Source organism: Bordetella pertussis 18323 (assembly GCF_000306945.1).
Classification (GTDB): Bacteria; Pseudomonadota; Gammaproteobacteria; order Burkholderiales; family Burkholderiaceae_B; genus Bordetella; species Bordetella pertussis.
Genome location: NC_018518.1, coordinates 744,074 through 764,337 on the forward strand (window position 1 = coordinate 744,074; position 20,264 = coordinate 764,337).

The window sequence follows — 20,264 nt, forward strand, 5'->3', positions numbered from 1 at the left end:
CATTTCCCACGGTTACGTTTCGGGGTAGGGCTATGCCGTTATTCCAAAGACTCCGCGGATTGACCATGCTGGGCGTGCTGCCCCTGCTTGCAGGGTGCAATGCGGTGCTGCTTTCGCCGTCGGGCGACATAGCGCTGCAACAACGCAATCTCATCATCATCTCGACCGGCCTGATGCTGCTGATCATCGTGCCGGTGATCGCCCTGACCCTGCTGTTCGCCTGGCGCTACCGGGCCGGCAACACCGCGGCGCGCTACGAGCCGGACTGGAACCACTCGACCGTGCTGGAGCTGCTGATCTGGTCGGCGCCGCTGCTGATCATCATCGCCCTGGGCGCGCTGACCTGGGTCAGCACCCACCAGCTCGACCCGTACCGCCCGCTGGCGCGCATCGCCGACGGCCCGCGACGTGCCGCCAGGCACCAAGCCGCTGGTGGTGCAGGTGGCGGCGCTGGACTGGAAATGGCTGTTCGTCTATCCCGAGCAGGGCATCGCCACCGTCAATGAAATGGCGGCCCCGGTGGACCGCCCCATCCAGTTCCAGATCACCTCCTCGTCGGTGATTAACTCGTTCTTCGTGCCGGCGCTGGCCGGCCAGATCTACGCCATGCCGGGCATGCAGACCACGCTGCACGCGGTCATCAACCACCCCGGCGAATACGAGGGCCTGTCCGCCAACTACAGCGGCGGCGGCTTCTCCGGCATGCGCTTTCGTTTCCATGGCCTGGACCAGGCCGGCTTCGACCAGTGGATCGCGCGGGTCAGGCAGGCCGGCGGCGCGCTCGACGCCAGCGCCTACCAGGCGCTGGCGCAGCCCAGCGAGCGCGAGCCGGTGCGCCATTACGCCAGCGTGGCGCCCGACCTGTTCCAGCGCATCGTCGGGCGCTGCGTCGAGCCGGGCCGCGCCTGCATGGACCACGGCAAGCCGTCTCCCGCCAAGGCGCTGGCGACGCAACTGGCCGGGCAGATCTGCCGCGGCGAGCAGGACCTGGTGCTGTAGCGCGCACGCCGCCGGCGTGCGCGCGGGCTTTCATTCATGGCTCACGCGGAAATCGACATGACTGATCAACCGGACCAAACGCTGCTCCTCGGCCGCCTGAGCTGGGAAGCCATTCCGTATCACGAGCCCATCCTGCTGGTGACGTTCATCGTCGTGGCCCTCGGCGGCATCGCGCTGCTGGGCGCCATCACCTACATGCGCGCCTGGGGCTATCTGTGGCGCGAATGGTTCACCAGCATCGACCACAAGAAGATCGGCATCATGTACGTGGTGCTGGGCATCGTGATGCTGCTGCGCGGCTTCGCCGACGCCATCATGATGCGGCTGCAGCAGGCCATCGCCTTCGGCGACAACCTGGGCTACCTGCCGCCGCACCACTACGACCAGATCTTCACCGCGCACGGCGTGATCATGATCTTCTTCGTCGCCATGCCGCTGGTGACCGGCCTGATGAACTACATCGTGCCGCTGCAGATCGGCGCGCGCGACGTGGCCTTTCCGTTTCTCAACAATTTCAGTTTCTGGATGACCGCCACCGGCGCGGTGCTGGTGATGATGTCGCTGTTCGTGGGCGAATTCGCGCGCACCGGCTGGCTGGCCTATCCCCCGCTATCGGGCATCCTGCACAGTCCGGACGTGGGGGTCGACTACTACATCTGGACCTTGCAGATCGCCGGGGTGGGCACCTTGCTTTCAGGCGTCAACCTGCTGGTGACCATCGTCAAGATGCGCGCGCCGGGCATGACGCTGATGCGCATGCCGGTGTTCACCTGGACGGCGCTGTGCACCAACATCCTGATCGTGGCGGCGTTCCCGGTGCTGACGGCGGTGCTGGCGCTGTTGTCGATGGACCGCTACGTCGGCACCAACTTCTTCACCGCGGACGGCGGCGGCAACGCCATGATGTACGTGAACCTGGTGTGGATCTGGGGCCACCCCGAGGTGTACATCCTGATCCTGCCGGCATTCGGCATCTTCTCCGAGGTGGTGGCCACGTACTGCCGCAAGCGCCTGTTCGGCTACGCCTCGATGGTGTACGCCACGGTGGTCATCACCGTGCTGTCCTACCTGGTCTGGCTGCACCATTTCTTCACCATGGGCTCGGGCGCGAGCGTCAACTCGTTCTTCGGGATCACCACGATGATCATTTCGATCCCGACCGGCGCCAAGATCTTCAACTGGCTGTTCACCATGTACCGCGGCCGCATCCACTTCGAAGTGCCCATGCTGTGGACCCTGGGCTTCATGGTGACCTTCGTCATCGGCGGCATGACCGGCGTGCTGCTGGCGGTGCCGCCGGCCGACTTCGCGCTGCACAACAGCCTGTTCCTGATCGCGCACTTTCACAACGTCATCATCGGCGGCGTGCTGTTCGGCCTGATGGCCGGCATCACCTACTGGTTTCCCAAGGCGTTCGGCTACCGGCTCGACCCGTTCTGGGGCAAGTGCTCGTTCTGGTTCTGGCTGGTGGGCTTCTACCTGGCCTTCATGCCGCTGTACGTGCTGGGGCTGATGGGCGTGACGCGCCGGGTCAACCATTTCGAGGACGCCTCGCTGCAGATCTGGTTCCAGGCCGCGGCGCTGGGCGCGCTGCTGATCGCCCTGGGCATCGCCAGCTTCCTGATCCAGCTGGTGGTCAGCTATCGCCGCCGCGAGGCGCTGCGCGACGACACCGGCGACCCATGGGACGGCCGCACGCTGGAGTGGTCCACCTCGTCGCCGCCGCCGGCCTACAACTTCGCGTTCACGCCGCGCGTGCACGACCTGGACGCCTGGTGGCAGATGAAGCAATACGGCTACGCCCGCCCGCTGCAGGGCTTCGTGCCCATCCACATGCCCAGCAACACCTGGGCCGGCATCGTGCTGGCCGGGCTCAGCGGCGTGCTGGGCTTCGCCCTGATCTGGCACATGTGGCCGCTGGTCGTGCTGGCGTTCGCCGCGCTGATCGGCGTGACCATCGCCCATACCTTCAACTACCAGCGGGACCACTACGTACCGGCCGAGGAAGTCGTCCGCTGCGAAGCCGCCCGCACCGCGCTCCTGTCCCGACATGTCTGAGCCCACCGCCACCACCCTGCCTCCGTCCGCCGCCCCGGATCCGGAACGCCTGTTCTACGTCCCCGGCGAGCATCACCCGAAGAACGGCACCCTGCTGGGCTTCTGGGTCTACCTGATGAGCGACTGCCTGGTGTTCGCGTGCTTGTTCGCCACCTATGGCGTGGTGGGCCGCAACTACGACGGCGGGCCCACCGGCGCGGAACTGTTCGACCTACCGCTGGTGGCGGTCAATACCTCGCTGCTGCTGCTGTCGTCCATCACCTACGGCTTCGCCATGCTGGAGATGCGCCGCCAGCGCATCGGCGCCACGCAGGCCTGGCTGGCGGTCACCGGGCTGCTGGGGGCCGGCTTCCTGGGCCTGGAGCTGTACGAGTTCGCCCACCTGATCCACCAGGGCGCCGGCCCGCAGCGCAGCGCCTTCCTGTCGGCCTTCTTCACCCTGGTCGGCACGCACGGCCTGTACGTCACCTTCGGCATCGTCTGGCTGGTGACGCTGATGGTGCAGGTCGCCCGGCACGGCCTGATCCCCGAGAACCGGCGCCGCCTGATGTGCCTGTCGATGTTCTGGCACTTCCTGGACCTCATCTGGGTCGGCGTGTTCACCTTCGTCTACCTGATGGGAGTCCTGCCATGAGCGAGCGCACCGAGCACGCGGCCGATCTGCCGCCCCCGCATGGCGCCGGCCATCACCACGAGGACGACGACGGCCCGCACGGCACGCTGGCGAGCTACCTGACCGGTTTCGTGCTGGCCGCGATCCTCACGGCGATCCCGTTCTGGCTGGTCATGGACGGCGTATTCGCCAGCTCGCGCACCACCGCGCTGGTTATACTGGCGTTCGCAGTGGTGCAGATCGTCGTGCACCTGGTTTATTTCTTGCACATGGACGCCAAGTCGGAAAGCGGCTGGAACATGCTGGCGCTGATCTTCACGCTGGTGCTGGTCGTGATTACGCTCAGTGGCTCGATCTGGATCATGTATCACCTCAATAGCAACATGATGCCCATGTCCGTGCATGACGTACGGAACATGCCTTGACACATCCCACGCAGCAAAACGCGGCCGGCGGCCGCGAACCCGCCCCGACGCGCCGACCGCGCGGCGCAGCGACCCTGATCATCCTGGCCGCGCTGGCGGCCGCGCTGTTCGCCGGCGCCTGCGCGCTGGGCGTCTGGCAAATACACCGCCTGGCCTGGAAGCGCAACCTCATCGCGCAGGTCGAGACGCGCGCGCACGCGCCGGCCACGCCCGCCCCGGTGCCGGCCGACTGGCCCGGCCTGAGCAACGCCAATGCCGAATACCGGCGCATCGCCGCCAGCGGCACCTGGCATTACGCCGGCCAGACCCTGGTGCAGGCGGCCACCGAACTGGGCAGCGGCTATTGGGTCATGACGCCGCTGCGCCTGGACGGCGGCGGCACGGTGCTGGTCAACCGCGGCTTCGTGCTGCCCGAATGGCGCCGCCAGCAGTCGGCCGGCGACGCCGCGCGGCCGGACGCGCCGGCGCGGGTCGAAGGCTTGCTGCGCATGGGCGAGCCGGCCGGCGGATTCCTGCGCGAGAACAAGCCCGCCGCGGAGCTCTGGTACTCGCGCGACCTGCCCGCCATCGCCGCGCGGCGCGGCCTGGGCGAAGTGGCGCCCTACTTCATCGACGCCGATGCCGCCGCCGGCGCGCCGCGCAACCCCGCGCAGGCGCCGGTGGGAGGGTTGACGGTGCTCAGCTTCCCCAACAACCACCTGGGCTATGCCATCACCTGGTTCGGCCTGGCCGCCATGGTGCTCGCGGGCGCGGCCATCGTCGCGCGCCACGAGCTGCGCGCGCGACGGCGCGGCTGAGCGCGCCGCCCGCGTTTGCGCCCGGGCGCCGCGCCTGCTCAAATAGCCTGCTCGGACACCTCCAGGAGACGCCCATGAGTACGGAAAAAACAGCCATCGTCACGGCCGGCGGCAGCGGCATGGGCGCCGCGGCCGCGCGCCGGCTTGCCGCCGACGGCTTTCGTGTCGCCATTCTCTCTGCGTCGGGCAAGGGCGAGGCGCTGGCCGCCGAGCTGGGCGGACTGGGCATGACCGGCTCCAACCTCGAGCCGGCCGACATGCAGGCGCTGGTCGACGCCACCCTGCAGCGCTGGGGCCGTATCGACGCGGTCGTCAACAGCGCCGGCCACGGCCCCAAGGGCGCGCTGCTGGAGATCGACGACGCCGGCTGGCACGCGGGCATGGACTACTACCTGCTGAACGTGGTGCGCATCGCCCGGCTGGTCACGCCCGTCATGCGCGAGCAGGGCGGCGGCAGCATCGTCAATATTTCCACCTACGCCACCTTCGAACCCGAAGCGGCGTTCCCGACCTCGGGCGTGCTGCGCGCCGGACTGGCCGCCTTCGCCAAGCTGTACGCCGACCAGTACGCCGCCGACAACGTGCGCATGAACAACGTGCTGCCCGGCTTCATCGACAGCCTGCCCGAGAAGGAAGACCGCCGCGCGCGCATTCCCATGGGCCGCTACGGCCTCGCCGAAGAGGTGGCCGACCTGATCGCCTTCCTGGCCTCGTCGCAATCCAGCTACATCACCGGCCAGAACATCCGCATCGACGGCGGCATCACGCGCTCGGTCTGAGCGCGGCCGCCCTTTTCAATCCGATCCGACCATGAGCACGCTCTACACCCTGACCCGCGGCGACGCGCCGCTGGTCGTCAACATCCCCCACGGCGGCACCTGGGTGCCGGCCGAACTGCGCCCGCTGATGCAGGCCGAGGCGCTGGGCGTGCCCGACACCGACTGGCACGTCGACCGCCTGTACGATTTCGTGCGCGCACGCGGCGTCACGCTGATGGCGGCCACCCACTCGCGCTACGTCATCGACCTGAACCGCGACCCCGACGGCGGCGTGCTGTATCCGGGCGCCTCCAACACCGAGCTGTGTCCCACCACGCGCTTTGACGGCGGCCCGGTCTGGAAGGACGAGGCCGCCGGCCATCTGCTGCTCGACGTGGCGGCGCGCCGCCGCCAGTACTTCGACCCCTACCACGCCCAGCTGGCCGCCGAACTGGCGCGCGTGCAGGCGCGCCATGGCTATGCCGTGCTGCTGGACGGGCACTCCATCATTTCGCACTGCGCGCGCTTTTTCGACGGCAAGCTGCCCGACCTCAACCTGGGCACCGCCGACGGCGCCAGCTGCCCGCCCGGCCTGCAGCAGGCGGCCGCGCAGGCCTTGCAGGCGGACGGCTTCACCGCGGCGGTCAACGGACGCTTCAAGGGCGGCTGGATCACCCGCCACTACGGGCGGCCGGCCGAGGGCTATCACGCCCTGCAGCTGGAAATGGCCCTGTCGGCCTACATGACCGAGCAAGCGCCGTTCCATTGGCAGCCGGAACGCGCCGAGCCGCTGCGCCAGGTGCTGGAAACGCTGGTCGCGGCGCTGCTGGCCTGGCGCGCCGCCTAGGTGTGAACTGTCAATAGGTTGTATTCGTCCAGGTTGAGTCTGGAGATGGGTACAGCGCGCCCGATGCCTTGGTGGGGTCGATGCCAGTTGTAGTGGTGTAGCCAGGATTTCATGGCATCGGCTCGGTGTTGGGAGTTCTGGTAGGTGTGAGCGTAAGCCCACTCACGCAAGGCCGACTGGATGAAGCGTTCGGCCTTGCCATTGGTCTGTGGGCGGTAAGGTCGGGTAAAGCGGTGCTTGATGCCCAGCTCATGGCACAGCGCGGCGAAGGCGCGGCTGCGAAAGGCCGAGCCATTGTCGGTGAGCAAGCGCTGGATGGTCACGCCCAGGCGCTGGTAGTAGGCCACTGCGTCCTTGAGGAACTGGACGGCGCTGGGGAAGCGCTCGTCGGGGTGGATGTCGGTGAAGGCCACGCGGGCGTGGTCATCGATGGCCACGAAGACGAAGTCCCAGCCGGCCCCCTCAACGGTATCGCGTCGGTTGCCCGTGACCCGGTGGCCAGGGCGCTGGATACGTCCCAGCTTCTTGATGTCGATGTGCAGCAGATCGCCGGGGGCCTGATGCTCGTAGCGCACCACCGGCTCGGCCGGCTCCAGGTCGGCCAGGTGCGACAGACCGGCGCGGGCCAGGACGCGGCTGACGGTGCTGGCTGACACGCCCAGCGCCTGGGCGATGCGCGCTTGGGTCAGCCGCTTGCGGCGCAGCTCCACGATAGCCAGCGCCTTGGCCGGCGCAATCGCTCGGGGCGAGACCGTCGGGCGCGAGGACGCATCGGCCAAGCCCGCCTGGCCCTGAGCCAGGAAGCGGCCCAGCCATTTGCGCACAGTCGGCGCGGTGACCCCATAGGCGCGGGCCGCTTCAGGCACACAAACTTGATGGGCGATCAATTGCTGGACCATTTCGAGTCGACGTAGGAAGGTCAATCGGGCATGCTTATGGGTGTTCATCCGGCCGGGCTCCTTGAGTGAACTGGGGGGTTGGCGATTTCCAGTTTCTCAAATCCGGTTCGGATGAACCATGCATACAACCTATTGAATCTTCACAGCTAGGCTGCGGGATATCGCGCACTCACCCAGACGCCACCATCGTGATCGATCTTGCCGCCATCCAGACCGCCCGGGACATCCTGCGGGGACAGGTCCTCAATACGCCGTTCACGCATTCCCGCACGCTGTCCGATATCCTCGGCGCCGAAATCTGGCTGAAGTTCGAGAACCTGCAGTTCACCGCCTCGTTCAAGGAGCGCGGCGCCCTCAACCGGATGCTCAACCTGACCGAGGCCGAGCGCGCCGCCGGCGTGATCGCCGTGTCGGCCGGCAACCATGCCCAGGGCGTGGCGTACCACGCGCAGCGCATGGGCGTGCCGGCGGTGATCGTCATGCCGCGCTTCACTCCCACGGTCAAGGTGGCCAACACGCGGCGCTTCGGCGCCGAAGTCGTCCTGGCCGGCGACACCTTCGACGACGCCAAGGCGCGCGGCTACGAACTGGCGCGCGAGCGCGGCCTGGTCATGATCCATCCCTACGACGATCCAGCCGTGATTGCCGGGCAGGGTACGGTGGCGCTCGAAATGCTGCAGGCGCGCCCAGACCTGGACGCCATAGTGGTGGGCATCGGCGGCGGCGGCCTGATCGCGGGCATCGCCACCGCCGCCAAGGCCATCAAGCCGGACATCGAGATCATCGGCGTGCAGACCGAGCGCTTTCCGTCCATGTACGCCGCCGTCAAGGGCGTGGCCATGGAAAGCGGCCACTACACGATCGCCGAGGGCATCGCCGTCAAGTCACCCGGCACGCTGACCCAGGAGATCGTCACGCGCCTGGTCGACCACATCGAGCTGGTCAACGAAAGCGATATCGAGCATGCCATCGTGGTCCTGCTGGAAATCGAGAAGACCGTGGTCGAAGGGGCCGGCGCGGCCGGCCTGGCGGCGCTGCTGCGGCTGCAGGAACGCCGCGACGAGCGGTTCCGCGGCAAGCGGCTGGGGCTGGTGCTCACGGGCGGCAACATCGATCCCCTGATGCTGGGCGAGCTGATCGAGCGCGGTATGGTGCGCGCCGGGCGCCTGGCGCGCATCCGGGTCGACCTGCGCGACCTGCCGGGCGCGCTGGCGCAGGCCACCAAGCTGATCGCCGACGCGCACGCCAACATTACCGAGGTGCATCACCAGCGCGCCTTCACCACCTTGCCAGTGCGCAATGTCGAGGTCGATTTCGTGCTGCAGACGCGTGGCCATGACCACATCCAGGAAGTCATCGCGGTGCTCAATGCCGCGGGCTTCGCGGCCAGCAACCACGATCACTGATCCGCATCGGCCAGGCGCCTGAGCCGGTACAGGCGCTCGCGCTGCAGGATCGCGGCTAGCGGCAGGGGCTCGCGCCCGAGCGCCACATAATCGTCGGCAACCGTCGCCAGCGCGTCGCGTAGCGCGGCCGGGTCGGCCTGCCACCAGCGCGCCAGCAGATGATCCGGACTGAACGCGTCCAGGCCCTGGCGGCGCAGCTCGGAGCGGTTGAAATCCTTCAGGTTCCAGGTCATCACCAGGGTGGCGGGCGCCTGCGGCAGGCCGCAGCGGGCCCGTCGCGCCAGGCCGGCGGCGATCACATGGAAATCCTTGGGGTCGCTGTAGCGCAGCCCCGTTTCGTAAGGCTGCGTATCAACTTCCAGCGCCCGCGGAAAGCTGGCGTTCGTCGCCTCCCATTGCGCGGCCAGGGCTGCGGCGGGAATGTCCCACAGGCGCGCGGCGTTGCGGCGCCATTCTTCGCCGATGCGCTCGGTCCAGACGGGCTGGAAGACGCCTGTCCGCGCCACTCGCAACAGCAGCTGGCGGGCGATGCCGGACATCAGTACGCAGGCATCGAGAACGACAAACGGAGGCGCGGGGTTCGGTATCAAGTTGAGGTAGGGCATGCGCGGCCCGTTGGCGCGGCGCGTCTATCGGGCCTGGGGAAAACAGCGGTGCCGTTTGATGGTGCACCCACCCGGAATCGAACCGGGACGCCTTGCGGCGAGGGATTTTAAGTCCCTTGCGTCTACCAATTTCGCCATGGGTGCGGCTGTCCGGCAGGGCGACAATGATAACGTGCTTTAACGGGCCGCTGGCCGCGCCGCGGGCCTGAATCCTATACAATGCGCGCCGTGGAAGGTTGGCAGAGTGGTTGAATGCACCGGTCTTGTTCAATCGAGCGCCACGCGGGAAACCGCATGGCTGTAAGGAGTCAAATTCGGCGAAGCCCCTGGCCCTGTCCGAGGTAACGCCGAGCGAAGGCCACCCCTGCCGGGGCGGCAACGTGTAGAGACTTGACGGCTCCCACCTAAGGTCGCCCGACTATGGTGAAGGCAAAGTCCAGACCAGCAAACAGACATCGTTCTGGTGGCGAAAGCCATAGCGGTACGGAAAACCGGCGGGGCTTCACGGCCCTCGTGAGTTCGAATCTCACACCTTCCGCCATTTCATCGCGGCGCCATGCCCGCCTGCGGCAGGGGCCGTGCAAAAAAGCGCATAATTGCCGTTTCGATATCGACTCTGGTTGGAGGCGCGACATGCGAGCCGTAGAAATCACCCGTCCTGGCGGTCCTGAAGTCCTGGTGCCCACCGAGCGCAGCGTTCCCGAGCCTGCTTCCGGCGAAGTGCTGATCAAGGTGTCCGCTGCCGGGGTCAACCGGCCCGACGTGCTGCAGCGCAAGGGCAACTATGCCCCGCCGCCGGGCGCCTCGGACCTGCCCGGCCTGGAAGTGGCCGGCGAGATCGTCGGCGGCGATGCCGCCGCGGGGGGCTTTGCCATCGGCGACAAGGTCTGTGCCCTGGTGGCCGGCGGCGGGTACGCCGAATACGTGGTGGCGCCGGCGCCGCAGTGCCTGCCGATTCCGCGCGGCCTGACCGAGATCGAGGCGGCCGGCCTGCCCGAGACCTATTTCACCGTCTGGAGCAACGTGTTCGACCGCGGCCGCCTGGCGGCCGGCGAAGCGCTGCTGGTGCACGGCGGCGCCAGCGGCATCGGCACCACGGCCATCCAGCTGGCGCGCGCCATGGGCAACAAGGTCTACGCCACGGTGGGCAGCGACGAGCGCGCGCGCGCCGTCGAAGCGCTGGGCGCCGCGCTGGGCATCAACTACAAGACGCAGGACTACGTCAAGGAAGTGCTGGACGCCACCGGCGGCGCCGGCGTGGACGTGGTGCTGGACATGGTGGCCGGCGAGTACATCGGCCGCAACCTCAAGTGCCTGGCCGACGACGGCCGCATCGTCATCATCGCGCTGCTGGGCGGCGCGCATGCAAACGTGGATTGCAATCAGGTGCTGCGCCGCCGGCTGACCATCACCGGTTCGACGCTGCGTCCGCGCCCGGTCGAGTTCAAGGGCGAAATCGCTCGCGCGCTGCGCGAGCGGGTCTGGCCCTTGCTGGAAAACGGCACCCTCAAGCCGGTGGTGCACGCCACGCTGCCGCTGGAGCAGGCCGCCGCGGCCCATGCCATGATGGAAGCCGGGGAAAACATCGGCAAGATCATCCTGACCGTATAGCGCCAGCCGGACGGCGGGCGCGCCGGATCGCCCGGTGCGCCCGGATTTTCTTGCCCTGGTAACGGCGCATCGGCCGGCAACAGGATACAATCTCAGGTTTGACCCGACCCCGGGTCAGGCCTTTTGACTCTTTTTTCTGCGCCATGACCACAGCTGAGAATCGCGCCCGCCTGGTGCTGGGCAACTGGAAGATGCACGGCAACCTGGCCGAGAACGCCGCCTTGCTGGCCGAGTTGCGCGCCGCCGATGCCGCCGCCCATTGCGAAATGGGGGTGTGCGTGCCGTTTCCGTACCTGGCCCAGACCGCTGCCGCCTTGCAGGGCAGCGCCATCGGCTGGGGCGCGCAGGATGTCAGCGCGCACGCCAAGGGCGCCTACACCGGCGAAGTCGCCGCCCCCATGCTGGCCGAATTCGGCTGCCGCTGGGTGCTGGTGGGCCACTCCGAGCGGCGCACGCTGCATGCCGAGAGCGACCAGCTGGTGGCCGACAAGGCCCGCGCCGCGCTCGAGGCAGGCCTGACCCCGGTGGTTTGCGTCGGCGAATCGCTGCAAGAGCGCGAAGGCGGCAACACCCTGGGCGTGATCGAGCGCCAGCTCGAACCCGTCCTGGCCCTGGGCCGCGATGCCCTGGTCCGCATGGTCCTCGCCTACGAACCCGTCTGGGCCATCGGCACCGGCCGTACTGCCAGCCCCGAGCAGGCGCAGGAAGTGCACAGCGCCATCCGCGTGGCGCTCGACGGCCTGCAAGCCAGCCAGGTGCGCGTGCTGTACGGCGGCAGCGTCAAGGGGGCCAACGCCGCCAGCCTGTTCGCCATGCCCGACATCGACGGCGGCCTGGTGGGCGGGGCCTCGCTCGTCGCTGAAGAATTCCTGCGCATCGCCGCAGCTTAAGTTTCCGTTCCGGAGTCTGTAATGTCTTTGATGCTTACTGTCCTGCTGGTCGTCCAGGTTGTATCGGCGCTGGCTATCATCGTTCTGGTCCTGCTGCAGCAGGGCAAGGGCGCCGACATGGGGTCGGCGTTCGGTAGCGGCTCGGCCGGCAGCCTGTTTGGCGCCACCGGCGCGGCCAACTTCCTGTCGCGCACCACCAAGTGGGCCGCCGTGGTGTTCTTCGTCAGCACCGCGGGCCTGGCGTACGTCACCCACAAGGGGCCGTCCGGTCCCGCCATCGATTCGGGCGTGATGCAGAATTTCCCGCAGGATCGCTCGGTGCCGCAGGCACCCGGCAGCGCGCCGGCCGGCAGCGGCTCGTCGGTGCCGCAGGCCCCGGGCAGCGGCGTGCCGGCCGCCCCCGCCCAGCCTGACGCCTCCGTGCCCCAGGCGCCCTGGCGGTTTTGCCCATGGGCATTTACATGCTAGAATGCCCGACTTTCCAGGATCTTCGGATCCTGGTCGAAGTTTTGCAGGATGCCGACGTGGTGAAATTGGTAGACACGCTATCTTGAGGGGGTAGTGGCGAAAGCTGTGCGAGTTCGAGTCTCGCCGTCGGCACCAAGGATTTGTCCAGGCAGGCCCTGGCGCGGGAAAGACCCGCAAGAGAAAGCCAGCAAAAAAGCCCATATGCGTCAGCGCCTATGGGCTTTTTGTCGTCCAGGCAGATGCCCAGGCTATCAATGGCCTGGGCATCTGCCAATCCAGGCTCAGTGGCAATGCACCGTGCCTGCCTTTCTGTCCATGTGGCAGCATTTTCCAGGCGGCGAGTCTTTCCGGCAGCCACCGCCGTGGGCCGAGGCCGGAAACGGCAGGGCGAGTGCCAGAAGCAGCCACGCCGTGGCGAAAAGTTGGATCTTTCTCATTGGTCTCTCCCGGATCGATGAAGGTGAACAACCGGCTGTTCCAGCGCTATCCACTGCCTCCCTGGGCCGGCCTTCTCGGGCATGGGTGCCCCTGCGTTCTTGTTTCGCATGGTTACATTAACAACAAAATCGTCAAGCGTCGAATCTGTGGGCCGTGCGGGCGCCAGGGGGCTTGAGCGCCGCCGCCGCGAGGTCTGACCGAATCGGGGACGCGTGGCGCATAATGGTTCCGGGCTTGGCATCCAGGATCCGGCTGAAAGGCGCGCGGGACGGGCACGGCATGTCCACCCGGCTGGCGCGTCCCCGGTGGACGGTTCCGGAGCGGCGCCCCTTCTGGAAAGGAGTCAGCCATGTCGATCACACCACCCGACGACGAGGGGGCCGAGCCCGGGCCGTCCAGCCAGGCGCCGCACGCGCAGGCCGCGGCGTTGCGCCGGCCGATCGAACGCAGCCGGTTCGGCGGCTCGCAGCGCCGCCCTGAACGCCAGGACGGCGACGATGCGCCGGTGTCGCGCAGCGACCTCAGCAAGGGGCCCGAGGAGGTGCTCGAGCGCCGTACGGCCAGCATAAATTGGCGTGTGCTGCTGGTCTCGTCGGCCGTGATCGTCGCGTTCTCGGTATGGGCGATCCTGGTGCCCGGCGATGCGCGCATGAGGATGAAGACGGCCGTCGACTGGATTGCGGCCAATCTGGGCTGGTACTACGTGCTGACCATGACGCTGGTGATCGGTTTCGTGCTGTGGGTCGCGTTTTCCAAGGAGGGAGACGTGCGCCTCGGCCCCGATCATTCGCGGCCGCAATACCGGCTGTCGACCTGGGTCGCGATGCTGTTTGCCGCCGGCGTCGGGATCGACATGCTTTTCTTCTCGGTCACCGGGCCGGTCGTGCAGTACCTGCATCCGCCGTCCGGCGAGGGCGGCACGGCGGCAGCCATGCAGGACGCGGTCGTCTGGACGATGTTCCACTACGGGGTGGCGGGCTGGTCCATGTATGCCTTGCTGGGCATGGCGATGGGATACTTCGCCTACCGCTGGGGCATGCCCCTGTCCATCCGCGCGGCGCTCTATCCGCTGTTGGGCAAGCGCGTGCGCGGCCCCCTGGGCGACGGCATCAGCATCATCGCGCTGGTCGGCACGGTGTTCGGCGTGGCGACCTCGATGGGCATCGGCGTGGTGCTGCTCAACGTCGGTTTCTCGCTGATTTTCGGGCTGGAGCAAGGCCTGTCGCTGCAGATCGCCCTGGTCGTGGGCGCCGTGATCCTGACCATCGGGGCCACGACGTCCGGGGTCGACCGCGGCATCCGCTGGATTTCCGAGCTGAACCTCTGGAGCGCGGTGGCGATGATGGTCTACATCCTGCTCACCGGGCAAACGGCATTCCTCCTGAATGCGCTATCGGAGAACATCGGCCGGTTTCTTGTGACGTTCCCCGCGCGCACCTTGCAGACGTTCGCCTACGAGCCCGGCGGGCCGGAGTGGATGGGCGGTTGGACGCTGTTCTTCTGGGCGTTCTGGCTGGCGTGGGGGCCGTTCGTCGGCGTCTTTCTCGCGCGCATTTCGCGCGGGTGGACGCTGCGCGAATTCGTGATCGCCGCGATCACCGCACCGGTGCTGTGCGACTTCATCATCGTTTCGCTGTTCGGCAACTCGGCCCTTTATCACGTGCTGCAGGGCGACACCGCGTTCGCCGCGCTCGCGGTCGAAAGCTCCGAGCGTGGTTGGTACGCGCTGCTGGCGATGTTTCCGGGAGCCATGTTCCTGATAGGCCTGGCCACGCTGTCGGGGCTGTTGTTCTACCTTACCAGCGCGAATTCGGGCGCGATGGTGATGTCGAACTTTTCGGCGTCGATCCCCGACCCCTCGCACGACGGGCCGAAGTGGCTGCGCATCTTCTGGGCCGTGCTGACGGCAGTGCTGACGGTGGCGATGCTGCTGGCCGGCGGCGTGACGACGATGGAGTACGCCACGCTCATCTTTGCCTTGCCGGTAACCATCATTGCCTACACGGTCATGGCGTCGTTCTACAAGGTGCTGAGGATGGAGCGGGCCGAGCGCGAGGGGCAGGTGCTGCGCAGGCCGTCCATGGCGCCGATGGGCGGCCATCTGCCGGAGCGCTCATGGAAGCAGCGCCTCGAACAGCTGCACGCGTTCGCGTCGCTGCGGCAGGCTACCCAGTTCCTCGACCATACCGTGCGCCCGGCGCTCGGCGACGTTGCCGCCGAGTTCCGCAACCAGGGCTACGAGGTCGCGAGCGAATCCCTGGCCAGCGAGCGCGGCATCGAGGAACCGCTGCTGCGCGTGTCGATGGACGGTTTTCGCGCCTTCCAGTATCACGTCGCCGTCGTCGAGGCGCCGGTGCCGATGTTCAGCGGCCGCATGTCGCGCGAGACCGACGTCTATTACCGGCTCGAGGTGTTCACCCAGACCGGTTCGGGCGGCTATGACCTGATGGGTCTGACCCGGCAGCAGGTGATCGACGACGTGCTCGAGCGCTTCGAGGCTCACCTCGCATTCCTCACCTTTTCCACCAATACCGATACGGCATCGGTGCTGACGCCGCCGGCGCCGGCCAGGAACCCGTAGCCCGCGCACGCCCGACGGTATCTCAGCGCGCCGCGCCGGGCGCGCCGGCGGGCGCTGCCTGCCGGCCGGCCAGTACGTCGGACAGGGCCCCGGCCTCCCGGACCAGCAGTTGCGCCAGTTCGGTTTCCCGATGCTCCGGGTAGCGGATGCGGGGGATGAACAGCGAGAAGCAACCGATGACGTGTCCCCCGGTGCCGAAGATGGGGGTGGAAATGCCGGCGGCGCCTTCGATCTTCTCGCCGCGCGTGCTGACGGAATAGCCTTGCTCGCGGATTTGCTTCAGGTCGCGATTGAGTTCGCGCGCCGGCAGGGCGGCCAGGCCGGTGGGCGAGAGGGGCTCTTTCTTGAGCAACGTGCGCACGCGTTCGGGCGGCAGGTGCGCCAGCACGGCATGTCCCGAGGCGCCCCAGAGCACCGAGACCGGGCGGTACAGGTCGAGTTGGTAGCGCAACTGGTTGGCCGATTCGACCTGCTTGGCGAACACCAGGGTGGCGTCCTGGTCGCGGTACAGCGCCAGCGCGCAGGACTCGTTGGTGTAGGCGACGATGCGATGCAGCGGCGCGCTGGCCAGCTGCACCACGTTCACCTTGTTGGAGATCATGGCGCCCAGCCGGTACATCTCCGGGCCGAACGCGTAGCGGCGCGCGCCCTGCACGCGCTGCATCAGGTTCAGCGCCACCAGTTGCTGCAGCAGGCGGTGCGCCGTGCTGTGCGGCAACTGCAATTCATCGGCGATGTCTTTCACCCCGACGTCATCGTCCTGGGAGGCGAGAAAGGCGATCAGCCTGACGATTCGTTCGACGGTACCGCGCTCGTTTTCCATGTCTGCGCATTTTCCGAGTGACCCGGCCCAGGAGGGGCCAGGGTGCTGCGTGAGTGATCGGCCAGTGCCGGCGACAGCGTGAGTGTAGAGGGTGGCGGCGTTGCCCAAGCGCGACCGCCGGCGCCGGCCGGGCACGCTTTCGCCACGGTTCCGGCTTGCTTTTTGCCGATTATATATTCCGTTGTTCGGAATTTACATATCATTTAATGACATCCAAATCCGGCGTGCCTAAACTGGCCTGGCCTCGAGAAGAAGGCGGATGCCACAGGAGATAGGACGACATGCGAGTGCAACGGTTGCTGGCGACGGACGGGATAGGCGGGTACTACTGGCGCGACCAGGAGGCGATCGGGCAGGGCGCGCCGCGTGACGGCTTCTTGTACCGGGGCGCGCCGGTCACGCCCGGTTTTACGTCCATCATCCAGGTGAGTTCCACGGTGCTGCTGACCGGCGTGGCCGACGACGGCAGCGAACTGTACGGCGATTGCGCGACGGTGAATCACGCCTTCCGGTCGGGGCGCCAGCAGGCGCCGGATGCGGCCAGCCTGATCGCACAGGCCGAGGGGCCGCTGTCGCGCTGGCTGGCGCAGTGCGACCTGTCGTCGTTTCGCGACGCCGCCGCGCAACTCGATACCATGCGGCTCGACGGGCAGCCGTTGCACATGGCGCTGCGCTACGGCCTGTCGCAACTGCTGCTGCAGGCGGTGGCCGCGCATCACCGAGTCACGATGGCCGAGATCCTGGCGCGCGAGTATGGCCTGACGCTGGCCGACACGCCGTGCGACCTGTTGGGTTCCTGCGGCGGCAACTGGTACGAGAACGTCGACAAGGCGATCGTGCGCGAGCTGCCTTATTTTCCGCAGACCGCCATGGTGCGCACCGACCAGCTCGACGAACTGCCGGCGTACGCCGAATGGATCAGCCAGCGCATCCGCGCGGTGGGCCGTCCGGATTTCTTCCCGACGCTGCATTACGACCTGCACGGGCTGCTGTCGCAGCGGGTGGGCGACGACCTGGATGCGGCGCTGGTCTATCTGCGCAAGGTGGAGGCGGCCAGCGCGCCGTACCCCGTGCTGTTCGAGGATCCGCTCGACGCGGGCGAGCGCGGCGCCCAGATCGCGCTGATGGGGCGGCTGCGCGAGGCCCTGCGGCGCGCCGGCTCGGGCATTCGCCTGATCGCCGACGAATGGTGCAACACCCGCGAGGACGTGCGCGAGTTCGTCGCGCAAGGGTGTTGCGATCTCATCCAGATCAAGATGCCGGACCTGGGGGGCGTGGACAACACCGTGCAGGCCTGCCTGATCTGCCGTGACGGCGGTGTCGGCGTGTACCTGGGGGGCAGTTGCAACGAGACGGACATCTCGGCCCGCGTCGCCGCGCACGTCGCGCTGGCGGTGCGTCCGGTCGAGTTCCTGGGCAAGCCGGGGCTGGGGCTGGACGAGGGCGTGATGATCGTCACCAACGAAATGCAGCGCGCGATCCGCTCCTATCGGACGCGCCTGTCCGCGGCGTAGCGTCCGTCCGCACGGCGCGGGCGGTTTGTCGGCATCACTGGTTTTGGGGGCCCGTCGGCCACGCATGGCGTGCGGCCGGCGCACAACATGATCGAACCAAGGACACAGACATGACACGTTGGCAGCAATGGATCATCGCCGCGCTGGGGTGCGGCGCGGCCTGCCTGGGCATTGCGACGAGCGCCCTGGCAGCTCCGGCCGGCTACCCGAAAGGACCGGTCACCCTGGTGGTGCCGACCGGCCCCGGCGGCGGCACCGACCTGGCGGCGCGCGCGTTTTCCGAGCGGCTCTCCGCCATACTGGGCCAGCCCGTGGTGGTGGACAACCGCGCCGGCGCCGGCGGCATCATCGGCACGCAGGATGTGGCCAAGTCCAGGCCGGACGGACACACGCTGCTCATCTCCAGCAACCAGTTCGGCATCCTGCCGGCGGTGCAGGACAACCTGCCTTTCGATCCGGTCAAGGATTTCATCCCCGTCACCTCCATCGGCCTGATTCCGACCCTGGTGCTGGTGAACCCGTCGTTGCCGGTGCGGTCGGTCGCCGAACTGATCGATTACGCGCGCAAGCAGCCCGGCGGCGTGCAGTACGCGTCGGCCGGAATCGGCTCGCCCAACCATCTGTTTGCGGCAATGTTCGGTTCGATGGCCGACGTGCCGATGATGCACGTGCCGTTCCGGGGCACATCGCCGGCGCTGGTGGCCGTCGCCGGCGGGCAGACCGCCGTGGCCTTCGCCTCCCAGCCGGCCTCGCAGAGTTTCGTCGCCGCCGGCAAGCTGCGCGCCATCGCGGTCACCTCGGCCCGGCGCCTGCCGTCCTTGCCGGACCTGCCGCCGGTGTCCGATACCGTGCCCGGCTACGACGCCGATATCTGGCTGGGCGTGTGGGCCGTGGCCGGTACGCCGGACACGGTGGTGGACGCCATTCATGCCGCGTTCGAGGAGGCCTTGAAGGATCCACGCGTGATCGACAGCCTGGGCAAGATGGGCATCGTGGTGGCGACCCGCTCCCGCCAGGACTTCACCGCCATGGTCGAGCGCGAGATCGGCAAGTGGGCCCGCGTCGTCGCCGAGGCCGGCGACGGTTTCCAGAAGCAATAGCCGCCAACCATCCGATCGCTGGAGTGCCGCATGCAGCTCGCATCGCCGTCGCCCGCCGTGGGCGTCACCCGGCCGCTGGCCGACGCCATCGTGGCCACCGCATCCTCCAGGCTGGGCGCCGCCACGCTTCAGACGGCGCAGGCCTGCCTGCTCGACAGCCTGGCGGTGACGCTGGCCGGTGCGCAAGAGCCGCTGGTTGCCGTGCTTGACCGCACGCTCGCCGGTTTCGGCGGCGCGGGGCAGGCCACGCTGATCGGCCGGGGCAGGCGTGCGCCGTTGCCCGACGCGGCGCTGGTCAATGGCGCCGCGGGCCATGCGTTCGATTTCGACGATATGCACATCGAGTCGGCCATGCATCCGAGCGTGCCGGTGGTCGCGGCCGCCCTGGCCGTGGCCGAACACGAGGGCGCGGACGGAGCGGCGCTGCTGCGGGCCCTGGCGCTGGGCATCGAGGCGCAGCTGCGCATCGGCGAGGCGGTGCGGCCCCACCATTACCAGCGGGGCTGGCATGCCACCGGCACGCTCGGCCATTTCGGCGCGGCGGTCGCGGCGGGTTGCCTGCTGGGACTGGACGCGCAACAGACGACGATGGCGCTCGGTATCGCCGGTACGCAGGCCAGCGGCCCGAAAGAGACTTTCGGCACCATGTCCAAGCCGCTGCATGCCGGCCAGGCGGCGCGCAACGGCGTGATGGCCGCGCTGCTGGCGCGCCAGGGGTACACGAGCACCGAGGATATCCTGGACGGGCATTATGGGTTCGGCCGCGTGTGCGGCGATGGCGCGCATTGGGACGGCCTGCTCGACGGCTGGGGCGAGCGCTGGTCCATGCACGACATTCTCTACAAGCCGCACGCCTCGTCCTTTTGCACGCAGGCATTGATCGAATGCGCCCTGGCCCTGCGTGCGACGCCGGGCTTTGCCTGGACGGCGGTGGCGCGGATACATGGCGAAGTCAGCGCGATGTCCATGGCCAATGCGCGCATCGTCGAGCCGCGCGACGGCATGCAGGCCAAGTTCAGCCTGTCCCATGCGATTGCCCAGGGCCTCGTGCATGGCCAGGCCACGATTGCAGATTTCTCCGATGCCCGCGCGCGCGAGCCGGCCCTGCGGGCCTTGCGCGCGCGCACCACGATCGCGCAAGGGGCCGGGCTGGCCTGGCCCGAAGCCATCGTCACCGTGACGCTGGCCGACGGCAGCCAGTTGCGCCGGCACGCGGACCTGCGCGCGAGTACCGCTACGTCGCAGGACAAATGGCGCGTCACGCTCGGCAAGTTCATGAGCGTGGCCGGCGCCGTGCCCGGTTTCGCGTCCTGTGACGCGGTGCGCGACGCCGTGCTGCGCCTGCCCGAGGCGCCCGGCGCGGTAGCGGCCCTGATGGCGCTGCTGCGGCCGCAGGCCGCGACGCCCTCCGGAGCCTGAGACCGCCTGCTTT

17 protein-coding genes, 2 tRNA genes and 1 pseudogene are annotated in these 20,264 nt (G+C 67.9%); 16 read left to right on the forward strand and 4 right to left on the reverse strand.

Annotated features, from left to right (window positions below):
- Positions 1–32 precede the first annotated feature (32 nt).
- The 7 genes and pseudogenes from cyoA (at position 33) to hutG (ending at position 6,497) form a co-directional block, all read left to right on the forward strand.
- Positions 33–999 (forward strand): annotated as a pseudogene (gene cyoA / locus BN118_RS03545) (ubiquinol oxidase subunit II).
- 57 nt (positions 1,000–1,056) lie between these two features.
- Positions 1,057–3,057 carry a cytochrome o ubiquinol oxidase subunit I gene (gene cyoB / locus BN118_RS03550; RefSeq protein ID WP_014905525.1) on the forward strand — a complete coding sequence of 667 codons (2,001 nt, stop codon included), beginning with the start codon at positions 1,057–1,059 and terminating at the stop codon, positions 3,055–3,057.
- On the forward strand, positions 3,050–3,691 hold the full coding sequence (cyoC, locus tag BN118_RS03555; RefSeq protein ID WP_014905526.1) for a cytochrome o ubiquinol oxidase subunit III: 642 nt from the start codon (positions 3,050–3,052) through the stop codon (positions 3,689–3,691). Before cyoB ends, cyoC begins: the two co-directional genes overlap by 8 nt.
- Positions 3,688–4,095, forward strand: coding sequence for a cytochrome o ubiquinol oxidase subunit IV (gene cyoD, locus BN118_RS03560; RefSeq protein ID WP_003809276.1), 408 nt, complete (start codon positions 3,688–3,690; stop codon positions 4,093–4,095). Before cyoC ends, cyoD begins: the two co-directional genes overlap by 4 nt.
- Positions 4,092–4,892, forward strand: a complete 801-nt coding sequence (locus BN118_RS03565; protein ID WP_010931101.1) for an SURF1 family protein — start codon at positions 4,092–4,094, stop codon at positions 4,890–4,892. Before cyoD ends, BN118_RS03565 begins: the two co-directional genes overlap by 4 nt.
- A gap of 74 nt (positions 4,893–4,966) precedes the next feature.
- Positions 4,967–5,671: an SDR family oxidoreductase gene (locus BN118_RS03570; protein WP_014905527.1), complete on the forward strand. Its 705-nt coding sequence runs from the start codon at positions 4,967–4,969 to the stop codon at positions 5,669–5,671.
- 31 nt (positions 5,672–5,702) lie between these two features.
- Positions 5,703–6,497, forward strand: coding sequence for an N-formylglutamate deformylase (gene hutG / locus BN118_RS03575; protein WP_010931099.1), 795 nt, complete (start codon positions 5,703–5,705; stop codon positions 6,495–6,497).
- Here hutG and BN118_RS03580 read toward each other — a convergent pair.
- A complete protein-coding gene (locus BN118_RS03580) occupies positions 6,494–7,444 on the reverse strand; it encodes an IS481-like element IS481 family transposase (RefSeq protein WP_005013747.1) in 951 nt (316 codons plus the stop codon). The genes hutG and BN118_RS03580 overlap by 4 nt on opposite strands.
- 140 nt (positions 7,445–7,584) lie before the next feature.
- On the opposite strand from BN118_RS03580, the gene BN118_RS03585 reads away from it, so the two are divergent.
- A complete protein-coding gene (locus BN118_RS03585) occupies positions 7,585–8,802 on the forward strand; it encodes a threonine ammonia-lyase (protein WP_003813999.1) in 1,218 nt (405 codons plus the stop codon).
- Here BN118_RS03585 and BN118_RS03590 read toward each other — a convergent pair.
- Together BN118_RS03590 and BN118_RS03595 are read right to left on the reverse strand one after the other, a co-directional pair.
- A complete protein-coding gene (locus BN118_RS03590) occupies positions 8,796–9,407 on the reverse strand; it encodes a PIN domain-containing protein (RefSeq protein ID WP_010930016.1) in 612 nt (203 codons plus the stop codon). The genes BN118_RS03585 and BN118_RS03590 overlap by 7 nt on opposite strands.
- A gap of 59 nt (positions 9,408–9,466) precedes the next feature.
- A tRNA-Leu gene (locus BN118_RS03595) sits at positions 9,467–9,551 on the reverse strand.
- Positions 9,552–10,040: 489 nt separating this feature from the next.
- Here BN118_RS03595 and BN118_RS03600 point away from each other — a divergent pair.
- The 5 genes from BN118_RS03600 to betT all read left to right on the forward strand — a co-directional run bounded on the left by BN118_RS03600 (position 10,041) and on the right by betT (position 15,395).
- The gene (locus BN118_RS03600) at positions 10,041–11,018 is read left to right on the forward strand and encodes an NAD(P)H-quinone oxidoreductase (protein WP_003813997.1); all 978 of its coding nucleotides are present in this window, start codon (positions 10,041–10,043) and stop codon (positions 11,016–11,018) included.
- A 143-nt stretch (positions 11,019–11,161) separates the two neighbouring features.
- Positions 11,162–11,908, forward strand: a complete 747-nt coding sequence (gene tpiA, locus BN118_RS03605; protein WP_003813996.1) for a triose-phosphate isomerase — start codon at positions 11,162–11,164, stop codon at positions 11,906–11,908.
- Positions 11,909–11,929: 21 nt separating this feature from the next.
- Entirely contained in the window at positions 11,930–12,376 is a 447-nt protein-coding gene (gene secG / locus BN118_RS03610) for a preprotein translocase subunit SecG (protein ID WP_010930017.1), read from the forward strand.
- A gap of 50 nt (positions 12,377–12,426) precedes the next feature.
- Positions 12,427–12,511 (forward strand) — tRNA-Leu (locus BN118_RS03615).
- A gap of 652 nt (positions 12,512–13,163) precedes the next feature.
- Positions 13,164–15,395, forward strand: a complete 2,232-nt coding sequence (gene betT / locus BN118_RS03620; protein ID WP_014905528.1) for a choline BCCT transporter BetT — start codon at positions 13,164–13,166, stop codon at positions 15,393–15,395.
- 22 nt (positions 15,396–15,417) lie between these two features.
- Here betT and BN118_RS03625 read toward each other — a convergent pair whose 3' ends face one another.
- Entirely contained in the window at positions 15,418–16,218 is an 801-nt protein-coding gene (locus BN118_RS03625) for an IclR family transcriptional regulator (RefSeq protein WP_003813993.1), read from the reverse strand.
- 281 nt (positions 16,219–16,499) lie between these two features.
- Between BN118_RS03625 and BN118_RS03630 the strand changes: the two genes are divergently transcribed.
- From BN118_RS03630 to BN118_RS03640, 3 genes are all read left to right on the forward strand, one after another.
- Complete coding sequence (locus BN118_RS03630; RefSeq protein WP_003813992.1) at positions 16,500–17,732, forward strand: methylaspartate ammonia-lyase; 1,233 nt, start codon at positions 16,500–16,502, stop codon at positions 17,730–17,732.
- 110 nt (positions 17,733–17,842) lie between these two features.
- Positions 17,843–18,832, forward strand: coding sequence for a tripartite tricarboxylate transporter substrate binding protein (locus BN118_RS03635; protein ID WP_003813991.1), 990 nt, complete (start codon positions 17,843–17,845; stop codon positions 18,830–18,832).
- Between the two features lie 30 nt (positions 18,833–18,862).
- Positions 18,863–20,251, forward strand: a complete 1,389-nt coding sequence (locus tag BN118_RS03640; RefSeq protein ID WP_010930019.1) for an MmgE/PrpD family protein — start codon at positions 18,863–18,865, stop codon at positions 20,249–20,251.
- Positions 20,252–20,264: the final 13 nt, after the last annotated feature.